General features: G+C 44.2%; 15 protein-coding genes and 1 tRNA gene. 10 read left to right on the plus strand and 6 right to left on the minus strand.

Annotated elements, in window-relative coordinates; genetic code table 11:
• Nucleotides 1–151 precede the first annotated feature (151 nt).
• Entirely contained in the window at nt 152–1,009 is an 858-nt protein-coding gene (locus tag BJP34_RS30600; protein ID WP_070395601.1) for a pentapeptide repeat-containing protein, read from the minus strand.
• Between the two features lie 190 nt (nt 1,010–1,199).
• Between BJP34_RS30600 and BJP34_RS30605 the strand changes: the two genes are divergently transcribed.
• From BJP34_RS30605 to BJP34_RS41365, 3 genes are all read left to right on the plus strand, one after another.
• The gene (locus tag BJP34_RS30605; RefSeq protein WP_070395602.1) at nt 1,200–1,793 is read left to right on the plus strand and encodes a phycobiliprotein lyase; all 594 of its coding nucleotides are present in this window, start codon (nt 1,200–1,202) and stop codon (nt 1,791–1,793) included.
• Nucleotides 1,794–1,991: 198 nt separating this feature from the next.
• Nucleotides 1,992–5,813, plus strand: a complete 3,822-nt coding sequence (locus tag BJP34_RS30610) for a filamentous hemagglutinin N-terminal domain-containing protein (RefSeq protein ID WP_070395603.1) — start codon at nt 1,992–1,994, stop codon at nt 5,811–5,813.
• A 121-nt stretch (nt 5,814–5,934) separates the two neighbouring features.
• Nucleotides 5,935–6,138 carry a hypothetical protein gene (locus BJP34_RS41365; RefSeq protein WP_158517552.1) on the plus strand — a complete coding sequence of 68 codons (204 nt, stop codon included), beginning with the start codon at nt 5,935–5,937 and terminating at the stop codon, nt 6,136–6,138.
• A 479-nt stretch (nt 6,139–6,617) separates the two neighbouring features.
• Here the strand turns inward: BJP34_RS41365 and BJP34_RS30620 are convergent, their stop codons facing one another.
• The gene (locus tag BJP34_RS30620; RefSeq protein ID WP_008183188.1) at nt 6,618–6,785 is read right to left on the minus strand and encodes an NblA/ycf18 family protein; all 168 of its coding nucleotides are present in this window, start codon (nt 6,783–6,785) and stop codon (nt 6,618–6,620) included.
• A gap of 515 nt (nt 6,786–7,300) precedes the next feature.
• Here BJP34_RS30620 and BJP34_RS30625 point away from each other — a divergent pair.
• The 3 genes from BJP34_RS30625 (at nt 7,301) to BJP34_RS30635 (ending at nt 9,642) form a co-directional block, all read left to right on the plus strand.
• Nucleotides 7,301–7,939 (plus strand): phycobiliprotein lyase, encoded by a 639-nt coding sequence (locus tag BJP34_RS30625; protein WP_070396960.1) that lies wholly within the window; start codon nt 7,301–7,303, stop codon nt 7,937–7,939.
• Nucleotides 7,896–8,489 carry a hypothetical protein gene (locus BJP34_RS30630; RefSeq protein WP_070395605.1) on the plus strand — a complete coding sequence of 198 codons (594 nt, stop codon included), beginning with the start codon at nt 7,896–7,898 and terminating at the stop codon, nt 8,487–8,489. The genes BJP34_RS30625 and BJP34_RS30630 overlap by 44 nt, the downstream gene beginning before the upstream one ends.
• 370 nt (nt 8,490–8,859) lie before the next feature.
• The gene (locus BJP34_RS30635; protein ID WP_070395606.1) at nt 8,860–9,642 is read left to right on the plus strand and encodes a phycobilisome rod-core linker polypeptide; all 783 of its coding nucleotides are present in this window, start codon (nt 8,860–8,862) and stop codon (nt 9,640–9,642) included.
• Here the strand turns inward: BJP34_RS30635 and BJP34_RS30640 are convergent.
• The 3 genes from BJP34_RS30640 to BJP34_RS30650 all read right to left on the minus strand — a co-directional run bounded on the left by BJP34_RS30640 (nt 9,622) and on the right by BJP34_RS30650 (nt 14,746).
• Complete coding sequence (locus BJP34_RS30640) at nt 9,622–10,584, minus strand: RluA family pseudouridine synthase (RefSeq protein ID WP_070395607.1); 963 nt, start codon at nt 10,582–10,584, stop codon at nt 9,622–9,624. The genes BJP34_RS30635 and BJP34_RS30640 overlap by 21 nt on opposite strands.
• Nucleotides 10,585–10,943: 359 nt before the next feature.
• Nucleotides 10,944–13,736, minus strand: a complete 2,793-nt coding sequence (locus BJP34_RS30645) for a PAS domain-containing protein (protein ID WP_070395608.1) — start codon at nt 13,734–13,736, stop codon at nt 10,944–10,946.
• A gap of 320 nt (nt 13,737–14,056) precedes the next feature.
• Nucleotides 14,057–14,746, minus strand: a complete 690-nt coding sequence (locus tag BJP34_RS30650) for a C40 family peptidase (protein WP_070395609.1) — start codon at nt 14,744–14,746, stop codon at nt 14,057–14,059.
• A gap of 577 nt (nt 14,747–15,323) precedes the next feature.
• Here BJP34_RS30650 and BJP34_RS30655 point away from each other — a divergent pair.
• Nucleotides 15,324–16,442 (plus strand): hypothetical protein, encoded by a 1,119-nt coding sequence (locus tag BJP34_RS30655; protein ID WP_229424103.1) that lies wholly within the window; start codon nt 15,324–15,326, stop codon nt 16,440–16,442.
• 140 nt (nt 16,443–16,582) lie between these two features.
• On the opposite strand, the gene BJP34_RS30660 is transcribed toward BJP34_RS30655, so the two are convergent.
• A tRNA-Ser gene (locus BJP34_RS30660) sits at nt 16,583–16,671 on the minus strand.
• 36 nt (nt 16,672–16,707) lie between these two features.
• On the opposite strand from BJP34_RS30660, the gene BJP34_RS41370 reads away from it, so the two are divergent.
• The 3 genes from BJP34_RS41370 to BJP34_RS30670 all read left to right on the plus strand — a co-directional run bounded on the left by BJP34_RS41370 (nt 16,708) and on the right by BJP34_RS30670 (nt 21,387).
• Nucleotides 16,708–16,935 carry a hypothetical protein gene (locus BJP34_RS41370; RefSeq protein ID WP_149031264.1) on the plus strand — a complete coding sequence of 76 codons (228 nt, stop codon included), beginning with the start codon at nt 16,708–16,710 and terminating at the stop codon, nt 16,933–16,935.
• Nucleotides 16,936–17,262: 327 nt separating this feature from the next.
• Nucleotides 17,263–18,672, plus strand: coding sequence for a glycosyltransferase (locus BJP34_RS30665; protein ID WP_070395611.1), 1,410 nt, complete (start codon nt 17,263–17,265; stop codon nt 18,670–18,672).
• A gap of 426 nt (nt 18,673–19,098) precedes the next feature.
• On the plus strand, nt 19,099–21,387 hold the full coding sequence (locus BJP34_RS30670; protein ID WP_070395612.1) for a GumC family protein: 2,289 nt from the start codon (nt 19,099–19,101) through the stop codon (nt 21,385–21,387).
• Nucleotides 21,388–21,441: the final 54 nt, after the last annotated feature.

Here is a 21,441-nt window from a genome sequence, read left to right on the forward strand (position 1 = left end):
TATAGGTTACAGGTTACAGGTTACAAGTTACAGGTTACAGGTTACAGGTTACAGGTTACAGGTTACAGGTTACAGGTTAGAGCTTACAGGTTTCAACGGTTTAACCTTCAACCTTCAACCTTTCAACCTTTCAACCTGCAATCTTCAACCTTCAACTCTCATGACTGGCTCCTAAACTTTCCCGAGTATTGCTGCGAGTATAGGGATTCCAGGTGTCTAGATCTTTATATGGTTGATTCAAAAGCATGGAACGGGTAGCTTCACTGATGCCTTGAGCCATGGTAAAGTCAGCCCCAGCAATATTTTGTACATGGTTTAAATCTGCTCCAGTCAGGTCGGCTCCTCGCAAATCCGCTCCCTCCAGCTCCACTCCACTCATACGGGCATTGCGCAAGCAAGCCCCGGTCAGCAAAGCCTTCCGTAAGTTGGATCCACTCAAAGCAGCATCCTGCAAATTAGCACCAGTTAAATCCGCTCCGCTTAGATAACCTCCTATTACTCTAATCCCTTGTAAGTCAACTCCCCTGAGATTAGCGGTATTGAGAAAAGCACCATTGAGATTAGCACCAGGCCCAACAGCCCCAGAACTTTTGTAGCGAAATCCTTCTGGCCAATTGGTTTCCCGGTCATACAGGGCTACTTGTAGGTTGGTTTCATTTAAGTTAGCCATGGTCAAATTAGCCTTCCTTAAATCTGCCCGGTTTACATAAGCCCCTTCCAAATCAGCGCCAGTCAGGTCAGCGCCAGTGAGATCAGCTCCCCTGAGATCAGCTCCCCTGAGATTCGCTTCCCGCAAAATTGCCTGACTAAGATTAGCCCCAGTCAGAGTAGCTTGGCTCAAATTAGCTTTCTGTAGGTTAGCACCACTGAGGTTAACCTGGTACAAGTCTCCCTGACTCCAATCGATGCCCTCAAGATTAGCATCAGAAATATAGTCTCCGGCTTGGAACCGTTTTAAGATATCCATAGCTTGGTTGTTAGTGCGATCGCTTAACCGAGTTTGAATCATGGTAATTACTGAACTCTACCTGGAACTGCCAAGGTTAGTCTAGCGTTGTGCTGGGAACACAGGATATTAAAAATAATTACCATTTCCAGGGTAGGGACTAGGCTAGGGACACCAAATGATCGTACCCTAGCCTAGACATAGCGATTAACCATCTCTATCCCAATACCACTATCTGGAGGTTTAAGCAAAAATGCGACTCAAGCCACCCATGACCATGATGGACTTCTTTCGTAAAAGCGAGGGCAAGTGGTTTACTCAACGCACAGTTCATCACTTCGATAACGCTGCCGATGAATCGGGGGAATCCAATCTGATTGTTCAAGTTATTGAAAAAGATAACCCTAAAGTCAAAGCCGTGTGTGACCTCCAAAAGATTGACCCGAGCCAGGCGATGGGGGGAGCGAGCTTTATGTGGCAAATCAATTTAGATGACCGGGAACCAAGTTCAAAATATGCCGCAATTCTAATTGATGTTCCAGATGATGAAACTAAGCTTAGTGGTAAATTGATTCGAGACCAGGGCTATGTGGAAAGTATTCCGGTAGTGAGTCGGTATTGGTTTGGCAAAGACGGCATCCTCACCATTGATACCAATTACCAGAATAATCAGGGTCAAGAACGTTGTTGGTTTGTCACCGATGATTTTCGTGTCCGAGTCAGCACTGTGCGCATGATGAATGGCGTCAATCTCATGACCTATTGCTCTGAACGCCGCTGTGTTTCTAGGGAAATGCTAGAGCAAATGATTGAAACTAATCGCGCTAGAGCTATGGCGGCGCAATAATAATTAAGTCATTGAAATAATAATTCAGAAATGATTAGTAGGATTATAAATAACCATTAGTTTATGATTTAACCAATTTCTATTAAAAGTTACTAGACAATAAACTATTCATACTCCTGAGTTATGAATCTTAACTCCTAAATCTGAGCATACTTGCTCAGATCACTCCCAAGGTGAAGTATAGGAGGCTAAGTAAACATGAAAATAGTGCGATCGCTAGTAATTTTTGCTGGGATAACTCTGAGTGGATACTATGGGATTACTCATTCAGTAAATCCCGCTGTGGCTCAGATTGTTCCGGATCAGACCTTGGGGGATAATCAAACTCTAGTTAAACCAAATGTAGAGGTCAAAGGACTTCCCGCTGACTTGATTGAAGGTGGAGTAACCAGAGGGGATAACCTATTCCATAGCTTTTCTGATTTTAATGTTAGGGACTTGCAGCGGGTTTACTTTGCCAATCCCGCTGGCATCAATACTATTCTCAGCCGGGTAACCGGTAGTAACATCTCCAAGATCTTCGGCACCCTAGGAGTAGATGGTGCCGCGAACTTGTTTTTGCTCAATCCTAATGGTATTGTTTTCGGAGCCAATTCCCAATTAGATGTAGCCGGTTCCTTTGTTGGAAGTACCGCTAATAGTATAGTTTTTGGCAATGGCACCGAGTTTAGTGCTACCAATCCCGAAGAGCCGCCCCTTTTAACCATTAACATTACTCCCGGATTGCAGTATGGCCAGAATCCGCCTCAGCCGATCGTAAATGCTGGCAATTTAGCTGTGGGACAGGGACAGAATGTCACCTTAGTCGGCGGGAGTGTGATTAGCACTGGGGATATCCTAGCACCAGGGGGTGAGATTAAGATATTAGCGGTTCCTCGTCAAACGTTAGTGCAGTTGGGGCAAGCTGGACAGATTTTGACAGTATCTACCCCAACGGTGCCATTAACACCATCCGATCCGGCCTCTGTCACAGAATTTTTGAGTAGTTTGAACCATGATACCGGCGTAACAGTTTCCAGTGACGGTCAGGTAATACTTACCGATTCCGGTACCCAAGTGCCACTTACTCCAGGAACCGTGATTATCTCTGGTGACCTAAGCGCTGCCAATTTATCTCCAGGACAAACTGGTGGCAAAGTAACGGTATTAGGGGATCAAGTGGGCTTGTTTGAAGCTCAACTCAATGGTGGCAGCAATGTCACTATCACTGCTGGAACCACAGGCAATCAGGAAGGAAATATCACTGCAGATGGCTTTGACATTACCAAAACCACACCAGGGGAAGTCACTCTAAGTTTGCAAGCGGCCAATGATATTAGTCTCAAAAATGTTGATATCAAAGCCAGCAGTGGTTTGCTCAATCTATTCCTGGAAGCGGATAGTGATAACTCCGGTAGTGGTGATGTGGAATTGATGAATGGGGAAATTGATACTGGTGGAGGAGCAGTCACCATTACTGCGGCTGGTGCGATCGCATTGGAACGTATCGGAATCAATAGTGATACCGAAGGCCAGCGCAATGCTGGAGATATAACCATCACAGCTGGTTCTCTATTGTTGGAAAACAAGAGTGATCTTGATAGCAATACTAAAGGCAATAGCAGTGGGAATGCTGGAAACATTACTATTACTGCTGACTCAGTTGTGTTCACAAACAACAGTGGTCTTGGTACCAACACTAGAGATAACAGTACTGGCGATGCTGGAGAGATCACCATCACAGCGGGTTCTCTATTGATTGAAAATCAAAGTGGTCTTGGCAGCGAGACTAGAGGCAATAGCAGTGGGAATGGTGGAAAAATAACAATTAATGCTGACTCAGTTGTGTTCACAAACAACAGTGGTCTTGGTACCAACACTAGAGATAACAGTACTGGCGATGCTGGAGAGATAACCATCACAGCTGGTTCTGTATTGTTTGAAAATCAAGGTGGTATTGGCAGCGATACTCAAGACAATAGCAGTGGGAATGGTGGAACAATAACCATTACTGCTGACTCACTTGTGTTGAGAGAACAAAGTGGTCTTGGTACCAACACTAGAGATAACAGTACTGGCGATGCTGGAGAAATCAAGATCAAAGCTGACTCCCTTTCTATTGCTAATAACAGTGGTTTGGGCAGTATAGCATCAGATGGGAGTAGCGGGAATGCTGGATCAATTACTATCGACGTTGGCACTCTTTCACTTGACAACGAAAGTGCCATCGGTCAAAGTGGAATTCCTCCCAATGTTGATGTTATTGATGCTGAGGAAAGCAATAACGCTGGAAAAATCACTATTATCGCTGACAATATTTCAATAACTAACAAAAGTATTATTGATAGCAATTCCAACAATAGTGATCAGGGTGGAGACATCTCTATCACCGTTACTGACTTGCTTTTGCTCAGGAATGAAAGTAAAATTTTCGCCTATAGCGGTGATCCAAATAGTGATATTCAAACTGAGGGCAATGCTGGAGATATAACAATCACAGCTGGTTCCATATCGTTGGAAGATGACAGTGATATTGAGAGCAATACTAGAGGCAATAGCAGTGGGGATGCTGGAAAAATCACCATTACTGCTGACTCAGTAGAGTTCACAGGAAAAACAGGAAAAAGTGGTATTGGTACCAATACTCAAGATAACAGTACTGGCAATGCTGGAGAGATCACCATCACCGCCAGTTCTGTATTGTTTAAAGGCAAAGACAGTGGTCTTGGTAGCGATACTAAAGACCATAGCAGTGGGAATGGTGGAACAATAACTATTACTGCTGACTCACTTGTTTTCAGAAATCAAAGTGGTATTGGTACCAACACTAGAGATCACAGTACTGGCAATGCTGGAGAGATCATAATCACAGCTGGTTCTGTATTGTTTGAAAATCAAACTGGTCTTGGCAGTGATACTAAAGACCGTAGCAGTGGGAATGGTGGAACAATAACCATTACTGCTGACTCACTTGTGTTCAGAAATCAAAGTGGTCTTGGTACCAACACTACCGATCACAGTACTGGCAATGCTGGAGAGATCATAATCACAGCTGGTTCTGTATTGTTTGAAAATCAAACTGGTCTTGGCAGCGAGACTCAAAAAAATAGCAGTGGAGATGCTGGAAAAATAACAATTACTGCTGACTCACTTGTGCTCAGAGGAGGCAGTAGTATTGGTACCAGAACGATTGATAACAGTACTGGCGATGCTGGAACAATAACAATTAATGCTGACTCCATCTCCCTAGAAAACAATAGTAATATCTCTGCTCAAACCTTTAGCGGAGATGGTGGCAATATTATTCTCACGCTACAGGATTTATTAATATTGCGCGATGGGAGTCAAATCAGTACCAGCGCTGGTACCGAAGATCAACCAGGTAATGGTGGCAAGATCACCATTACTGCTGATTTCATTCTTGCCGTCCTGGAAGAAAATAGCGACATTACCGCTAATGCCTTTGATGGCATGGGTGGTAATATTACACTTACCGCTCAAGGCATCTTTGGCTTCAACTTTCCGGATCAACTAACCAACTTGAGTGATATCACCGCCAGTTCTGAGCGTGGTGTAGACGGTAACATAACAATCAACATCCTTGGGGTTAATCCATCTCAGGGTTTAGTAGAACTCCCAACTACTGTAGTTGACGCCTCTAAACTGATTGCGGCTAGGTGTGCTGACAATGTCAAAGTGGCATCGGATGATTCCAAAGGGGATGAATTCATTATTACTGGACGGGGTGGCTTGCCTCCGAGTCCCCTTGACCCGATCATCCGCCAGACCGTCATAGCAGATTGGGTGACCATAGATAACTCGGCCACCACAAATTATCAGAGTCAACTAACTCCCGCTGCTAGGGAGGAGTCGGTTCCCAAGCGTCCAAAGCGGCGGATTGTGGAAGCTCAGGGTTGGCTGATTGGCCCTGATGGTACTGTTATTCTCACCGCTTTCCCTACTACCCCCGATACCTGGGCTAATTCTTCCCTTAAATCCCCTTCTTGCGAGGATCTTAGGAGAATTAGTAATGGATCTTAGTGATTAATTTTAAGGTGGGCAGTGCTTAGCAAGGGCCCTTGGCCAGCTTGATGCATCGGTCTGTGTACTGCTGTGATTAATCCTTTGGTGGGCAGTGTCTAGCCACCCTATGGCCAGGTTGATGAATCGGTCTGAGCCACTGCCCACCCTACATCTAGGTTTTTGGTGGCCAGTGTCTAGCCACCCGATGGCCAGGTTGAGCAATCGGTCTAAGCCACTGCCCACCCTACATCTAGGTTTTTGGTGGCCAGTGTCTAGCCACCCGATGGCCAGGTTGAGCAATCGGTCTAAGCCACTGCCCACCCTACATCTAGGTTTTTGGTAGCTCAGTGGGTTGGTTGTTCGATTTGGCCTAAGTCCTGATTGACCTGAAACGGAGGATAATCGCAAGTAACGCAAAAACCGAGCACCCCTAATCCTATCATGTGTGCTAGAATTCGGAGGAAGCTTAAAGTGAGCACTATGCAAGCTAGTTCCTAGTCTACATTCAAGATTGTAAATTCAAGTCATTAACAGCCAAGGGTTCCTGATAAGCATTCCTTGACTACCTAATTTCCTAACTATCGAATTCCCTGAGTATCTCAGTGTTTTTACGTAAGTTGAAATTTATAAAATATACTATTATTATCTAGTAGTAGGCCAGCAAAGGCTGAAGCTACGATTGCTATTAGCAGTTTGGGATCAGCAGCGAAGGTTTAGATTATAGGCGTTCCCATGCTGGTGTAGATTATTCCACTTTAGGTACGACTGAGGCACCCCTTAAAACAAGTCAAGCAAAGTGAAACCTTCGCAGCTAATTAAGAGTTAAGCGTTTTTGAGTAGATGGCGGAATAGGTTCTCTTTAACCATCATTTGACGCAAAACTTCCAAGAGATAGGACTGAGCCTCCTCCTGGCTCAAGAGCTTGACTTGGTCTTGGTAGATTTTCATCTGGAACTGTTGCTCCAAACTTAGCTTTCCAGGCGTTTCCATAGGTTTACTCCTAAGCTTACATACGTTGATTAGGGCAGGCGGACGAATGTTCCGACTGCTCTTTTTTTTGGCCGTTGTTAATCAATCTAACACACCTATAGAATACTGTCGATTCTGTCAAGCAATAAGTAATCAAAGATACAAATTGTAATAAAAATCCGGAAAGCGATGATTTGTCCTTGTGCTTGTATGTCTGACAGACTTAGATCAAGTCCGATTGAATACCGATAATAAAGAAAATTGATGGTGTAACGGTGTGATAGGGTGATTTCGATTAAGAGTAATTATTCGGAGATCATATTACGCCGAAGCAGAGGCTAAACCCACCTATAAACCCACCTATATAGTGGTACAATCCCGTTGATCATCAGTATATGTAGCGTAGCATCGGAAATCCTGATGGATTGGCCATGGATGGCTGGTTTGGCAAAATCTCAGGAATATGCAAAAATTAAAGTTTAAGTAAAATTTAAGTAAAAACTAGGTAAACCAAATACGATAATATGGATCCAATTATTGATGCGATGAAATTTTTCCAGCTCAGTGCTGGCAACTGGCGATCGCAACGCACGACCCACCACCTAGCCTTCCGACAAGCAGAGAAGGGAGAGTTGGACATCAATGTAGCCACCTTAGAGGCTGATCATCCCAAAGTTATTGAGCTGTGTGAGCTTCATAAGATTAACCCGAGTTTGGCAGCAGGTGGAGCGTTGGTCAGTTGGCAGGGCACAATGGCTTGGGATCAGAGTGATGACGGTCACAAAGACTCGACCGTGATGGTGGTGGTTCCAGATGCCGACTCTCCTAGACAGGGGAAGTTATTGCGGGAAAAAGGTTACGCTGAAACCATGCCAGTGGCTGGTCTTTATCAGATGGATGCTCAAGATGGGCTAGTGCTGATTACTGAATATGAAACCATGAGTGCTCATGAGCGTTTCTCCTTTATCACTCCATCTCGGCGGATGCGGACCAGTATAGTCAAACGTTTTGGTGGATTTAGCAGCGCATCATTTTGTATCGAAACCCGCATTGAATCTAATCTAGAGAATGGGTCTAATACTGGCGCTAATATTGAGACTAGTATTGGCGTGACATCTCAACAACAACAAAATGTCTTGGCACCGGAAGAGTATTATTCAATCTTGGGCTGGTGATTCCACCATCAGTGATGATCCGTTAATCCGAGGCTATCAGTATCTCAATGCTGTGGGTCAGCTGGCTTTAGACCCAAGTATGGTAGAGATCACTGAAAATGCTAGAGAACGCGATCGCATTTATACCTGGATTGGCAATCACATTGATGCCATTAATGGAGAGCTCCAGACTTGCCTAGAAGCCTGTCATAGCTGCTATCATGATTCCCTATGCCGCCCAATGCGGATTTTGGCAACCCCTTTAGGGGAAAAGTTTGGTATTGATGGCTTTTGCAACATCTTAGCCACTCCGGCAGTGATATTAATTGATGTCGGACGCATTGCACGGTCTGATTGGTTGAGTATTGTCATCCATGAATATGCCCATGCTCATTTAGGTGCCCCTGGTCACGATCAGCGTTTTTTTGAGGTCATTTCCCATCTCTGTTTGGGTCTGGGATTAAAACCGCCACGCTGGCAGTTAGATCTCGAAACTTACCTGCGGGATTGGCCTGAGTGTCCATCCAAGAATAATCCACTGTCTTTTTGGATGGGGTATGGATGCACTTGAGCGATAGGCTATTGTCTAATCCTTTGGTCTAATTATTTCGGGCTATTTTAATAAATATTAAAAAATATTACTTTGAGTAACGTTTTACTTAATCAAAATTAATAATCTATTAGTGATTAAGGTGATTAAGTTAAAGGAGAAGACTCTGAGTAATCACACAGATTAATCACAAAACCAAGAAGAGGGTTAGTTGATTAACCCATAACTATTGACAATTGACGATTGACGATTAACTGCTGTCCCCGCTATCCGTAGTCGCTTTAGAGATTAGGATATCGATTAAAATATAATTTTTTTATAGACTGACACAGGATTCATTATATATTTGATTAAGGTTTGTAAGATTTTCTAAGAATACGGAGATAAAAACGTGGCTATTCCTTTACTAGGCTACGCCCCTGTGACGCAGAATGCGCGCATAGATGGGTATGAGATACCAGGAGAAGAGCAACCCAGAATTTATTCCACTGAAAACTTGCTCTCCCCCGGAGACATGGATGCCCTCATCGAGGCAGCATACCGTCAGATTTTCTTCCATGCCTTTGCTTCCGATCGTGAACCGTTCCTGGAGTCCCAACTCCGCTTCGGTCAGCTCACAGTGCGGGACTTTATTCGTGGATTGTTGCTTTCTGAAACTTTCAAAACCAGCTTCTATGACAAAAACAGCAACTATCGCGTTGTAGAGCAGTGCGTGCAGCGGGTGCTTGGACGTGATATCTATGGCGAAAGGGAAAAATTAGCCTGGTCAATTATAATTGCGACAAAGGGTATCCAAGGCTTCGTCGATCAACTGCTCGACAGCGAAGAGTACATGGAGAATTTTGGGTACAACACCGTCCCCTATCAACGGCGTCGAGTGCTTCCCGGTCGCCCTCAGGGTGAAACACCATTCAACATCAAATCTCCACGTTACAACGAATACTACCGTGCAGTACTGGGCTTCCCACAAATCATTTGGCAGAACCAGGTGCGCAGTTACGTGCCACAAGACAAGAAGCCGAAGGAAGGGGATCCGTCTTTGTATATGGGCATGGCACGGGATTTGTCTCCCCAAGGCAACCCTATCCCACGAGTGTCAGCTACAAACATCGATTACGAATCCTTAGTGCCATATCGGTCTCAGAACAAGGAACTAGCTCAAGCGAAGTCGTAGTACGTCTAAGAGTTTGATTAAAGCTAGGGGGGGAGGGGCAACAAACTCAATCCACTCCCCAAAAACCGGATGCTGTAGTTGTAGTCGCCAAGCGTGAAGTGCTTGACCCGGTAGATTAACACCGACAGAACGACCACTGCTATAAACGGGGTCTCCAACAATGGGATGACCAATATAGCTACTGTGGACACGAATTTGGTGGGTGCGACCAGTTTCTAATTGGAAATGGATCAGGGTATAGTTGCCCAGTCGTTCTCGGACTTGCCAATGGGTAATAGCTGGGCGTCCCCCTTTTTCTACTGGCACGACAGCCATTTTCTTGCGGTCTACAGGATGCCGTCCAATCGGTTGGTTAATGGTGCCAGACTCAGCAGAGGGAGCACCATAGACTATACCTAAATATTGTCTTTGAGCAGTTTTGGCTTGGAGTTGGGCTTGTAGATGTCCATGAGCCTGGTCGGTTTTTGCGATCGCAATTGCACCAGTTGTATCCTTATCCAAGCGGTGGACAATGCCTGGACGCTGAACACCACCAATACCTGTCAGTTTAGGACAGTGGGCTAAAAGGGCATTGACAAGAGTACCACTCTCATGACCAGGTGCAGGATGAACTACCAAACCAGCCGGTTTATTGATAATAATCAGAACGTCATCTTCATAAAGAATGTCTAAGGGGATGACTTCCGGTTGTAATTCCAGAGGTTTGGGGTCAGGAATGCTTAGGGAGATGCGATCCCCTAGCTGAACTTTAGCTTTTTTTGAGATGCACACGTGATCATTCACTTGCACGTTGCCTTGTTCAATCAGCTTCTGGATACGAGAGCGAGACAAGTCAGGTGTTTGTTGAGCAATATAGCTGTCAAGGCGATAACTGGGGGTTGAAGCAGTAGACTTGCTACTTTCCTGAACTTGCAAGAATTTGATAGAAAGCTGAGGGGTCATTGTTGATCTTTGATTGTCAACTGAAGTGAGAATTAGGAATACAGAAGACTTAAATTATGTATTAATTATCAATAATTAACAAGTCTAGCGGTATTCAATTAGGATTAGGTGAGGTACAAATTATTGAGGTGCGACCCGTGGCGAATTTAATTCTTAATGGGTCAAGCGCACCTAAGGTTTTTAGGGAAGAGCAGATCTCGGAACAGGGGATAGGGAACAGGAAACACGGAGAAAATCCTATACACCTCATTAGGCTAAGAATAACTATTATAATTAATAATTAACAATTAACAATTAACAATTAACCAAAAGCGATCAACCATTGTAGAAGTGATTAACCGGATTTGATTTTATTAAAATTAATTATTTTGGTTCGTAGCAAAGTGCAGCGGTAGGGTAACCGTAAATGTCGTTCCCACCCCAACTTCACTGTTTACAGCAATTTTAGCATTGTGCAAGTCTAAACATTTTTTGACAATTGCTAAACCCAGTCCAGTCCCAGGGATACTGCCAACATTACTTGCTCTTTCAAAGGACTCAAATAGTTTCTCTTGGTCTTTTATAGGAATGCCGATCCCCTGATCTTGAACCTGGATTACTGCGTTCGAAGAATTGCAATTGAGTTCAAATTTTATCGTACCTCCTTCTGGAGAATATTTAATCGCATTTAAGAGCAAATTGTTAACAACATGACTCAACAGTCTTTCATCGATTAGGGCATCTTGACAGCTACCATGACTAATGAACATCAGGTTATGCTTAGAACCCAGGTTAATTTTAATATTTTCGAGTATGTCCTGACACAAAGCCACTAAATCCATGGATTCTGGTTCAAACTTGAGTTTACCAGCATCCGCTTTCCCAATCGTTAGAACATCATCCAAAAGTTGAGTCATCCGGACCACAGCATGCTGAATCTTATCATGGTGCTTCTGTTTTTTCTCAGGGGACAATTTTTCCTGATAGCGTTGCAGCATTTGAGCAGAAGATTGAATGGTAGTCAGTGGCGTGCGAAACTCGTGAGAAACTAATGAAACGAAACCTGAGCGGAGTTGACCCAGTTCTTTTTCCTTAGCCAATGCATTAAGAATATCTGCTTCTGCTTGCTTGAGTTCAGTGATATCCCTTCCCACCGCCTGGCATTCGATAAACTGGCCATGTTCATCAAACATAGCTCGATCACTCCACTGCTGCCAGCGAATTTCTCCAGAGTCGAGAAGAACTCGGTGTTCGTAAGTGTTGATCGGATTATCTACGGAAAGAGAACGGAAGTTCCGGGTAACAATGTCTTCGTCTTCCGGAGGCATTTTTGGCAAAAATACTTTCCCTACTAATTCAGAGCGGTCTTTGTCAAAATAGCGGCAGTAAGCATCATTGACAAACGTTAGGGTGCCATCAAGTTTCAAGCGACAGATCAGTTCAGTTTGATCTTCAATGATGGCACGAAATCGTTCTTCACTGTGTCGCACCGCCTGCTCTGCCTGCTTGCGTTCTGTAATGTCTTCAACCATGCTCAAAATACACAGGATTTCTCCTGCTTGATTTCGCATAGCCATCATGGTTAAATTACCCCAGAGGGTATCTTGATTCTTTTTACGGTAACGTATTTCTAACTTAAAACTATCAATTTCTCCTTGTATGACCTGCCTAATATAAGGCTTGGCTTGTTCTAGGTCTTCAGGATGAGTAATTGCCAAACCATTGAGAGCCATTAGTTCAGACTTGGTGTATCCGAGCATTTCATAAAAAGCCCGATTCACCTGAATAAACTGATAATCCAAATCTGATAGTGACATTCCAATAGGTGCTTCATCAAACACCCGTCGAAATTTTGCTTCTTTCTGGTCTAACGCGGCTTCTGTATTTAGTCTCAATTGCTGATAGGCTTGCCGTAGTTCTACCTCTGCCTGCTTGCGCTGGGTAGTATCTTGGATAATCCCGATAACTTGATAAATATTTTCTTGCTCATCTAGCAGGGGAATATAGGTAGCGAGGACAGTGAGTCCACCAACCTCTGGCAAAGTCAAAGTCAGTTCTTCCACTTGTGGCATCCGGGTTTCCACAGCCTTTTGTAGCAGTTTCACATAGATATCCTTAAATACAGGAGGATAGATTTCCTCGTCAGTGTGACCCAGTAGTGGTGAATCAGCCACTCCAGTTAGCTTAACCCCTTGTTGATTGATAAACTGGAGCCGCCGCTGGGCATCATAGATAATAAATGTACCGGGATAATTATCCACTGCTAGGCGAAATCGTTTTTCGCTTAGGCGTAATGCCTCTTCTGCCTGTTGGCGCTCCGTGATGTCAACAATTAACCCCAGCAGACGATTGAGATTACCTGAACTATCTAGGTAAAACTGTCCTTTGTTCTCAACGGTGATGTATGTGCCATCCTTCTTACGGATCCGATACTCAATATCAAAAGGCTCTTTAGTGACAATCACCCGTTCAATGGTGTGTCGGTATCGTTCTAAATCATCAGGATAAATTAATTCATCCCACCCTTGCCCAGTGTTGGTGAGTTCTCCTGGGTAATAACCCAATACTTGTTCAATATTGTGACCCCAAATCAATTCATTGGTCTGGGTATTCCATTCGTAGAGCAGATGACCACTAATTTGACTAACCGCTTCATAGCGATAAAGCCATTCCGTTAATAGAGCAAAGTCACTTTTGAAGTTTTGCTGATCTAGATTTAGATTTTCAAAGCCCTTACTGCCTTTATAGGAGCCAGTAGAGTTACCATAGTCCAATCCCGATTCTAGCTGTTTAATACTAGTGATATCTTTAGCAACAGCATAGAGAAGACCCTGTTCATCCTGTGAAATTCTCCAAGCGAGCCAACGCAAGCTACCATCTTTGTGGTATAATCTATTCCGGTATTCGACTAGTTTTCCTTGACCACAATCACGAAGGGCATTGAGAGTAAATTCCCTATCTTCTGGATAAATCCACTCAATCCAAGGTCGCGATCGCAATTGGGAGCAAGTCCAACCTAGAACCTTTTCCCAAGCCGGATTAAGTTGTTGAAAATATCCGTTTTGACCAAAGGTGCATAATAGATCAAGTGATAAAGAAAACCAGATCTTTAGGGCGGACTCTGCCTCTGCCATTGTTTCAGTACTTTTTATGTGAGACTGAGTGGTGTTCATTGCTGGGCTCGATCCGTCAGGAATTCTACAGATAAGCTAGGGATACATCTACCCACAGTCTTCCCTCAATAATCAGTATAATCACAAGATCATCAGCAGGAATATTTTAGAAAGCTCAGAAGATTTCTCTGAGTAAAGGAAATTGTGAGGACATTTTGTGGTAATTTTTGTTAGTCTTTTGCCCTGAAGCCCTGCTGAGAGCTTTATAGTAAGCCTGATTAGCATGTTCTCTTCGAGCAGTACGGTGGTAAATAACTGTGGTAGATAACTGTGCTAGATAACTGTGCTAGATAACTGTGCTAGATAATTGTGCTAGGTGACTAGGGCTGATAACTTGTCACAACTCGCCCAGCTCCGTAGCGCTGTCGGTAATAATACTTTGTTATCTCATCCCCTTGTTCTGAAAGCTGGTCAATTGCAATCCCATTTCGACCATGATCAATACCCGAACTATGAATGTAATCACCATCACCTAGATACAATCCTACATGGTTAACTTTTTGACCGGTAGCGAAAAAGACCAAATCCCCTGGTTGTAGTTGCTCCATTCTAATGGTTTGGGTGAAAGCTGCTTGCTGATAGGAATCTCTGGGTAACCAAATCCCCGATGCTGCAAACGCTGCTTGCATCAGCCCTGAACAGTCATAGTTGGGAGCTACTGTACCCCCCCAAAGGTAGTAGGGATTTTGATCCATTGCTGCTTTAGTAAACCCAATTACCGCTTTTATTCGTGCTTGAATTTGAGCTGGAGACAGAGAAATGGGGCGATAAGGAGTCTTAGCTATCTCCAGTAGAGCCAAATCCGACACAGGCAACCAACCAGAATAGTTATCTTCGCACAGACGTACTTCTAAGGCATTACCGACAGGCGGGACAGACTTGACCCGGAAGTGCCTTCCTGTAGCTGCTTGTGTTGTCAAACGCTTACAGTTGGGCGAATCATAGAGGTTGAGATTAGCACGACAGTAGTATTCTAAATCATTGGCTCGTAATTGCTCAAGCAAAACCATAGTATAGGAAGGCGGAACTTACACTCAGATTATGATCCTTTTCTAGAAGGATGAACAACTAGGAAGATTCAGCAGTGAAATCAACCGTTGCCCGTTGACCAACGTTTCCCTGACTGCCTCATGATCAAGTTACTCTGATCGAGCGCCTCCGTATCTGTTATGGGAGTTACGGTACTCGAAAGGTGCGACTGCCGCCAGGGGAATTTAATTCTTAATGCCGAAAGCTAACCTAAGCTGTTCTAGTCAACTTTTGCATGGATGCATGCATGCCTATTGCCTTCCCGATAGGGGTATACAGAGATGCTACAGGTATAGATGGGTAAGTCCTGTGTTAGTAGTGAGGTTTACCCAGGGTAAAACTAAAAGCCAAAATGAGGTTATTCTGCTATTTGTATCTGGTAAAGTTGGTCGGATGAGTAGACTATCCTAGGATTGGGTTCAAGTTCTTGAGTAGCTTATGTGATCTCAATGGCTAGCAGCTACAAGTTACTGACCAAGAAATATAGCTTTTAGCTTTTGCCTAACTGCTAAATTTGTTACCCCTAACCAATGACCAATTAGTTTTTGAGGAGTGAGTGTGAAGAGTAATTTTCCTAAGACCCTTTCGATGCAACTGAGTATGGCAGTATTGACGATGGTCAGTTACCAGCTGTCTGCTACTGCTGAAACACCTAGCTATAATTCATCGGTAAAGCAATTTACCCAGACAGCAGCAGCGGTCAGACCTAAGCAATTAGCAGCAGCTTCCACCATCACACTTGACCCTAATCGATTTAATCCGGAAACTACACAGACTCCTAAAAATATATTCAGACCAACTAGTCTGCCATCAGAGAATCTCAACACTATCACTGACCATCAAGCTAATTCCCGTTTAGGGCAATTGGACAGGGTAGGAGCAGCGGTTCGTGCTACTAAGTCGGTAGGGACTCCTAGTGAATTGGTCAACCGCTCCCAATTCAATGGCTCAGTTGCACCAATTGCTGACTATACAGTCAGACAGAAGCAGGTACCATTAGCCAATTTAAAAACTATCCAGTATCGTGCTAATCTCCCCAAACAAGAGCTAGAAGCGATCACTGAGCAATCCCAAAAACCTTCTCAAGAGTTCAATAATCCTGTGGTAGCTCCACCGAGACCAGGGACTTTAGCGACATCTGTAGCAGCTCTAAACATACAACTAGATCCAGCCAGCTCTCCCACGTCAGAGCCAACCTCCTATGAAGTAGGCACCCCTGTAGCTCAAAGAAACATTGATCCTACTGGCAAGAGCCTTGGGGTTGGAAACTATATTGGAGTTGGCGGTCATATCGGTTTTACTGATGATGGCACCAATATTGGTCGAGGTGCCTTTATGATTAACGGCAAATACGATTTATCCCCCACTTTATCAGTGCGTCCTAGCATACTAATCAATGATGATGCTACCTTTGTGATCCCAGCCACTTACAACTTTATTTTCCAGGATGAACCGTTTGAGCCGCCTACTTACTCAGCTTTCGCTGGTGCTGGTTTGGCTTTTTCTACAGGTGATGAGGACAATGTCGGTTTAATCGTTACTGGTGGTGTTGATTGGCCATTTGGACCCAATTTTGTTGCCAATGCTGCTTTAACTGGTGGAATTTTCGTTGATGGTGCCACAGATCTCGGAATTTCTTTTGGCATTGGTTACAGCTTCTCTAACTTTGATAGGTAGACAAGGGACAAATAGAAGCAAAGAAGGCATAAGATGCATAATTACTGAATCTTATGCCTCCTTTTTACAAAGACCTAGGTAGAGTTAATCAAACTTTCTAAGCAACGAAAGTTTGATTTTTGCCAGTTGAGGATACTCAACGGAGAGGGAGGGATTCGAACCCTCGGATAGGCCTGAACCTATCAACAGATTAGCAATCTGCCGCTTTCGACCACTCAGCCACCTCTCCAAGGTGATGTCAATCCATAATAGCACATTTTTGAAGTTGTCAACTGCTAGTAATGTAAATTTTCTGATTAGAAACCATCAGCGATCGTTCACACTACTACAAACATGGGGGAAACCAACGGCAGTCGCTCATGGGGGGAACCCCCAAGACCGCACCGGTAGTCGCTCATGGGGGGGACCCCCAAGACCGCGCTACCTCGCTGCCTCCCCAAGACTGCGCTGCCTTCCCAAGACCGTAATGGTGCGCTTACAGTGGTCCAATTAAATTCGCCACGGGTCGCACCTGAGGCATCGCTGAATGATGCACTATTTTTAAGTGAGGGACATTCAGCCAGCTATAAAGACCTGTGTCAAATCCCAGAAGCATCTCAAGAAGCTAAACGATACCATATAGTGCCCGACTTAAGTTATCATTTTATATAAATAAATTGTTAAATTTATTTACTTCCATCCACTGATGTGTTAAGCACACCTGAGAGGTTAAAATTTGTTAAGTGAGTGTGTAAAAGCTCGACGCTGAGGGTTTAGTCGGATAGAGGTCAGACTCCCCATACCTGAAAACCTTCTGTAAGCTCCAACATCAAAAAAGCCTATGAATACGAAAAATACACAGCACATTGCTCTGATCTCCGTTCACGGAGATCCAGCGATAGAAATCGGTAAGGAAGAAGCTGGAGGACAGAATGTGTATGTGCGCCAAGTGGGTGAAGCTCTTGCTAAGCAGGGGTGGCAGGTCGATATGTTTACTCGCCTCTCCAGTTCCAACCAAGCCACAATTGTTGAACATACTCCAGGTTGTCGTACTATTCGCCTAACTGCTGGTCCAAAAGCATTTGTGCCACGACAGGAGATTTTTGAATACTGCGGTGAGTTTTTAACCGAATTGCTTAAGTTTCAGGAGCAATCAGGCATTCACTATTCAATAGTACATACAAACTACTGGCTTTCGGCTTGGGTCGGTATGGAGTGGAAGAAGCGTCAATCCCTTCTTGATGCAATAGCGAGTGGGGGAAACCAACGGCAGTCGCTCATGGGGGGAACCCCCAAGACCGCACCGGTAGTCGCTCATGGGGGGGACCCCCAAGACCGCGCTACCTCGCTGCCTCCCCAAGACCGCGCTGCATCGCTAATTCAACTTCACACCTATCACTCCCTAGGCGCAGTTAAATACGAGTCAGTAGAAACAATTCCGAAGATTGCTGCGACTCGCTTGGACATAGAAAAAGCAGTGCTAGAAACAGCAGAACGCATTGTTGCTACATCTCCCCAAGAACAAGAACACATGCGTACGCTAGTTTCAAGTAAGGGGGACATTGATATTATTCCCTGTGGTACCGACATTGACCGATTTGGCAAGATTAACCGCTTAGAAGCACGGCAGAAACTTGGACTTAGCCCTGAAAACAAAATCATCTTTTACGTGGGACGGTTTGACCAACGCAAGGGCATTGAAACCCTAGTTCGAGCTGTTGGTTCCTCCCAGTTACGGGGTGATCCTAACTTGAAGCTGATTATTGGTGGTGGTTCTCGTCCTGGTGAGAAAGATGGTATGGAACGCGATCGCATTGAAGGGATTGTAGCTGAATTGGAACTGCAAACTATCACTACATTTCCTGGACGCATTCCTGATGAACTACTGCCAGCTTATTATGCTGCAGCTGATGTTTGTGTAGTACCAAGTCACTACGAACCTTTTGGTTTAGTTGCCATCGAAGCCATGGCTAGTGGCACCCCTGTAGTAGCTAGTGATGTCGGTGGTCTTCAGTTTACCGTTGTATCTGCAGAAACTGGCTTACTGGCACCACCTAAAGATGCTGGTGCTTTTTCGGCTGCTATCGATCGGATTCTCTCGGATCACGACTGGAAAAATCAACTTGGCTTAGGGGCAAGAGCAAGGGTAGAAAATATGTTTAGCTGGAATGGTGTTGCCCATCAGCTCAGTGAGCTCTATGAGAGCTTGCTGGAAGCCAAATCAGAGAATTTGGCAACAACTAGTGCCTGAAATCTATTGGGCACATTCATTCCGTGGCAATCAGGATAGATGTCAAAGGTTAAAGGATTAAGTTACGACCCTAGTATTCCTTTTGCCTTTTTGCATGGGTCCTATTCATCCTGATGGGTGGTATAACTGTTGTATCTGTAAATTGGGAAAGTTTGGTAAATTGGATATCCTATATGTTGGCAAGCGATTGCTTCGTGAGTCCGGAATGATGTTACATTAAATTTCTTGTTTTGACCTTCAAGCAAGGAAAATAAAAGGTTATTGCTGTTCGCTAGCCAACGCCCTTCGGGCTAATCGATATTGATCACAAAACCAGGCTAATCATTCCCGATGTTCCTGTAACTAGCATGTAACTAGGGTTTATGCATCCTACCAGTTATCCAATCTCCAATTCCCAATCCCCAAGTAGCAAGAAGAACTTGAATTATGGGTTCCCAAGGAGCTTATAAGCCATCCCTATCTAAGCATAGTGGTCAACAGCAGTATCGATCTTCTCCAGAACTAACAGGAGGAGCCTATGAGTTGGAAGCCAGCAAACTCGATCTGCGTCGTATATTAGCTGCTGCTCGTCGTCGAGCTGTCTTGATGGCAGGGGTCGCCCTTACTGTGACATCCGGAATTATTGCCAAAACCTTAAGTGCAGTTCCGATCTATGAAGGCAAATTCCAGCTGTTACTCGAACCCATATCTGGTGAAGACCCGTTGGAGTTGCAGGCAAAACCCGGGGTACATAGCATTGCTGCTCCAACTAAAAGTTTCGACTATGACACTCAAATTCAGGTATTAAGCTCTCCTCAGGTTATGTCTGAGATTGTGGAGCAAATTCAAACCCAATATCCAGAAATAAACTATCATACTCTCCGGGAAGGAATGATGGTATCCCGACTGCGAGAAACCAAAATTTTAGAAGTTGCCTACCAAGATTCAGACCCCGAAAGAATTCAATTTGTGTTGGAAAAGGTTGCTCTGGGCTACATCGAGTACTCTAAGCAACAACAACAGGCTAGCATCAAACAAGGCATTGAATTTGTCTCGAATCAGCAGCCGAAAATACAAGGACAAATTAATCAGCTTCAGCTACAACTCCAGCAACTCCAGCAGAAGTACAACCTGATTAATCCACAACTTCAGGGTGAACTGTTGACGAATCGGGTAAATGCTATTGTCGAACACAGACAAGCTACCCAAACTCAGCTGCGAGACATGATTATACTGTATGGGAAACTCAAAGGTCAGTTGGGTCTATCCTCACAGCAAGCGGAAGCAGTAGCTAACCTGATCGCAACACCCCGTTATCAACAATTGCTCAACCAACTTTCTAAAGTAGAAGGTCAGATGGTGTTGGATTTAGCAGAGTTCAAGGAAAACCAATCTACCTTTGAAGGATTAAGGCAACAACAGCAAAATTTACTCCCCCTGTTAAGCCAGGAAGCAGAAAAGGTGATAAATAGCCGTATTCAGGAGTTGAGTGGCAATGCTCCATCGGCTTCCTCAAGTAAAGTTCGCCTGAATTTGATTCAGCAGCTAGTAGAGACAGCGAACCAAATTAAGGTTTTAGAGATGCGCCAGGTCGCAATCGCTAAAGGGGAAAGTCTGATCAGTGAAAAACTTAAACAGCTAGCTGTGATTGCCGATCGATATACAGAACTCAAGCAGAAGATTGAGGTAGCAACAGAAAGCCTAAACCGCTTTGAGTCAGTTCGGGAAACTTTGGAACTTGAATCAGCTAAAACCAGTATCCCTTGGCAGACAATTGTTGAGCCGCAACAACCTGAAAAACCAATATCCCCAAATTTGCCTGATACTTTGCTCCTAAGCGCAGCCGCAGGGATAGTTGCAGGTGCCACGGCTGGGTTTTTAGCAGAAAAGTTACATCATTTACTTAACAGCACTGACGATATCAAAGAGTATACTCGCTTTCCAATATTAGCAACAATCCCCTTTAACAAAGAACTCCAGAAATGCACTACCGTTACTGGTGTGGGCATAATACCCGAGCCAGAAGCCTCAGCTCCACAACTCGGTGTGGGATCTGGTAGTTACCAGATTTCTCCTGTTTTAGAGGCGTTTCGCTCTCTCCAAGTTAATCTCCAATGTCTGTATTCTGAGAAACCCATTAGCGCTATAGTGGTAACTTCTGCTGAACCAGTAGATGGTAAATCCACTACGGCTATATTCTTAGCCCTGGCAGCAGCAGCAATGGGGCAAAAGGTTTTACTGGTGGATGCTAATCTGCGCTTTCCTCAGATTCATCAGAAGATGGATTTACCTAATTTGTGGGGACTGAGCGATGTTATTTCTAGCGAAATCAAGGTTGATGATGTTATTCAGCGATCGCCTCTAGAGGAAAATCTCTGTGTTCTAAGTGCTGGTCAAATTTCCCCCGACCCCACCAGGCTTCTCAATTCCCCAAAGATGGAGAATTTAGTTCAATATCTCAAAGAGCGGTTTGAGCTGGTAATTTTTGATACCCCTCCCCTACTTGGTCTGGCGGATGCTAGACTGATCGAGCCTAATACCGATGGGATATTGATGGTGGTAGGTTTAGGGAAAGCTAAGCAAATTTTGTTCAAAGAAGCTCTCTCGGAATTGAGAATTGCTCATAGCAGAGTTTTGGGTATCGTTGCTAATGGTTTAAAAGGTTACACTACCGGTAGCTATGATTACTATCATCATTACTTTGGTAATACTGTTGAGGAAACCAAAGTTTCATAGTGATTGGTCATTGGTCATTGGTAATTTTTAACTACCCTCATAACAAAGAGTGAA

Origin of the sequence: Moorena producens PAL-8-15-08-1, from assembly GCF_001767235.1 — a bacterium.
GTDB classification, from domain to species: Bacteria; Cyanobacteriota; Cyanobacteriia; order Cyanobacteriales; family Coleofasciculaceae; genus Moorena; species Moorena producens_A.

Bases quoted from the DNA above. Each gene is read 5' to 3' on its own strand.
- BJP34_RS30600 (WP_070395601.1), bottom strand. From the start codon at position 1,009: ATGATTCAAACTCGGTTAAGCGATCGCACTAACAACCAAGCTATGGAT.
- BJP34_RS30605 (WP_070395602.1), top strand. From the start codon at position 1,200: ATGCGACTCAAGCCACCCATGACCATGATGGACTTCTTTCGTAAAAGC.
- BJP34_RS30610 (WP_070395603.1), top strand. From the start codon at position 1,992: ATGAAAATAGTGCGATCGCTAGTAATTTTTGCTGGGATAACTCTGAGT.
- BJP34_RS41365 (WP_158517552.1), top strand. From the start codon at position 5,935: ATGAATCGGTCTGAGCCACTGCCCACCCTACATCTAGGTTTTTGGTGG.
- BJP34_RS30620 (WP_008183188.1), bottom strand. From the start codon at position 6,785: ATGGAAACGCCTGGAAAGCTAAGTTTGGAGCAACAGTTCCAGATGAAA.
- BJP34_RS30630 (WP_070395605.1), top strand. From the start codon at position 7,896: ATGTCTTGGCACCGGAAGAGTATTATTCAATCTTGGGCTGGTGATTCC.
- BJP34_RS30640 (WP_070395607.1), bottom strand. From the start codon at position 10,584: ATGACCCCTCAGCTTTCTATCAAATTCTTGCAAGTTCAGGAAAGTAGC.
- BJP34_RS30645 (WP_070395608.1), bottom strand. From the start codon at position 13,736: ATGAACACCACTCAGTCTCACATAAAAAGTACTGAAACAATGGCAGAG.
- BJP34_RS30650 (WP_070395609.1), bottom strand. From the start codon at position 14,746: ATGGTTTTGCTTGAGCAATTACGAGCCAATGATTTAGAATACTACTGT.
- BJP34_RS30665 (WP_070395611.1), top strand. From the start codon at position 17,263: ATGAATACGAAAAATACACAGCACATTGCTCTGATCTCCGTTCACGGA.
- BJP34_RS30670 (WP_070395612.1), top strand. From the start codon at position 19,099: ATGGGTTCCCAAGGAGCTTATAAGCCATCCCTATCTAAGCATAGTGGT.